A 2,617-nucleotide genomic window follows, 5' to 3' on the forward strand; every position below is an offset into this window, starting at 1 on the left:
TAGGGATCTCGGCTACCGCCTTGGCTCCGAACGGCCCGCTGTCCTCCATGGTCTGGACCAGAAATACATCAGTTCGGGGCATTTCGTCAGCGCGGTAGATCCAGTAGGGACCGAAGGCAGCGTTGAGCATTCGGCCGTCGTCGTCGAGGGCGAATTCCTCGCAGTGGGCGTAACCGAGGGCCTGGAGAAGTCCGCCTTCTACTTGGCCGCTGGCCGTGACCGGATTGATAGCTACTCCACAGTCAACAGCCATAACCATGTGATGGATCGTGACCTGGCCTGTCTCGGTGTCGAGTTCGATTTCGACGAATGTTGAACCAAATGGCGGTGGGCAGGTTGGTGATACATAGGATCCGGTGCCCATGATTTGCTCCTGGTCGTTGAGGTGCAACGAGTCCAGGGCGATCTCTTCCAGACTGACAGATCTACCATCGGGGGCGTACGCTCGGCTGTCCCGAAGCTCGATTGAGCAAACGTCGCAGCCAAAGACCTCGACATCGTCATGGTGTTCCAGAGTTACACCCTTTGCCTGTAGATGAGCGTCGGGGAGCTTGATGTCTAAGAGCATTGCGGCTCGTTCTTTGAGTCGATCGCGGACCACTTCGGCGGCCTTGAGAGCTGCAGTGCCAGAGATGTAGGTGGTGCTCGACGCGTAGGCCCCTGTGTCGAAGGGTGTTACGTCAGTATCTGATGAGTAAACCTGAATGTCGTCAAGGGGGACTCCGAGTACTTCGGCGGCGATCTGTCCCAGCACAGTGTCCGAGCCGGTACCTAGATCGGTTGCGCCAACCAACATGTTGAACGATCCATCGTCGTTCAACTTGATAAAGCAGCCGCCCATATCCAGAAACGGGATGGCCGTCCCGTGCATGGCGTGGGCGTAGCCGATGCCTCGGCGGATGTGCGGTTGGTCGGCAGGCTCTCGCCACAACCGGTCTTCTCGCCGGTGCCAGCCGATGGCTCGCGCTCCCTGAGCTACACACTCTTCGATGCCGTCGGACATCACGATCGGATACTCATCAAACTCGGCCTCTACCAGCGCCTGTTCACCTATGTGGGGAGCGAGGTTCAGCTCGTCACCTGTTTTCGCCCAGTTCTGGCGTCGGAAATCGATTGGGTCAAGTTCGAGGTCGGCCGCTATGTCTTCCATGTGGCATTCCAGGCCGAACAGGGCCTGGGGCGCGCCATAGCCACGGTAAGCGCCGGGTACCGGGATATTGGTGTAGGCGACCTCGCAGTCGAAGCGCTTATTGGGAGCGTTGTATGACGTGAGACCTCGCAGGCCGGCAATGGCCTGCACGCCAAAACCATGGGTTCCGAACGGGCCGGTGTTGCCGACCAACCGCATCTCCTGGGCTACTAGGGCGCCGTCGTCGTTGACTCCAGTCCGGTAGGTCATCGTTTGCGGATGCCGGGTCCGGCTAGAAACAAATTCTTCCTCGCGGGAGAGTTCCAGTCGGACTGGACGACGGGTGGCAATGGTCAAGTGGGCGACGATGTCTTCGATCAGCATCTCTTGCTTTACGCCAAAGCCACCGCCGATACGAGGCTTAATGATGCGAATGTCTTTGATTTTGCGTCCGACGAGCGGCGCCAGCATGCGGCGAGTGTGGAAAGGAACTTGGGTGGCGGTCCTGACTACGAGACGTTCGTCAGAGTCCAGCCATGCGACAGAGATGTGAGGTTCGATGGGGCACTGTTGAACCTGGTGCACCCGGAAGGTTTGTTCATAGTAGTGGTCAGCTGATGACAGGGCAGCTTCGACGTCGCCTCGCTCAACGTCCATGCAGTGCACAAGGTTCCGCGAGGGGTCGGCGATATCGGTCGTGTCGTTCTCGTCATGGATAACTGGGGCACTACCAGATAGGGCCTCCAACTCGTCGAACACTGCCGGTAGGACTTCCCAGGTGACTTCGATGAGCGAACAGGCTTCTTGAGCGATTTCGACCGTCTCAGCAGCCACCGCGGCCACCCGATCGCCGACGTGTCGGACCTTGTTGTCGAACGAAACCTGATCGTAGGGTTTGGGATTCGGATACGACTGGCCACCGGAGGCGTACTTGACTCGCGGCACGTTGCCGTGGTGGATAACAGCATGAACGCCGGGCAGGGCTCGGGCCGCCGAGTCGTCAATGGAGATGATCCGAGCGTGGGCGTAGGGGCTGCGGAGAACCTTGGCGTACAGCAGACCGCGCATCTCGAAGTCGTCAGTGAACGCTGGGTTGCCCTTCACTAGTCGAAGTGCGTCGACCTTGACCTCGGGTTGGCCTACGACAGTGGTAGTAGGTACGTCTCCAGACGGGACGACACGTGGGATAGCCGGTGAGATGGTTGGTGGCCCGTCATCAGGGTCGAGAACTGCGGGATTTACACCATCAGTCATTGGCGTAACCATTAGGGGGCGGAAGGATTCGACTTCCTCGCCCCGGAGTACTGCTGCAGCCCGCTGGACCGCGGCCACTGGCTTCACGTAAGCGGTCTCACGGTCAAGGATCCCCGAGAGCATGTCTCGAATGGCGTTCTCGTCGGGGTTCGGGTCGTGCTTTAGAAGAGCGAGAGTTCCGAGCACCATGGCGCCTACCGAATAGCCGGACTGCATCGCCCCAGTAGCAGCGAA

General features: G+C 59.3%; 1 protein-coding gene. It reads right to left on the reverse strand.

The features are described 5' to 3' along the window. The coding region (locus tag OSA81_13610; protein MDE0900038.1) for a molybdopterin-dependent oxidoreductase at positions 1-2,617 on the reverse strand (2,617 nt) is incomplete at both ends.

This window comes from Longimicrobiales bacterium (assembly GCA_028823235.1).
Taxonomy (GTDB): domain Bacteria; phylum Gemmatimonadota; class Gemmatimonadetes; order Longimicrobiales; family Gaopeijiaceae; genus UBA2589.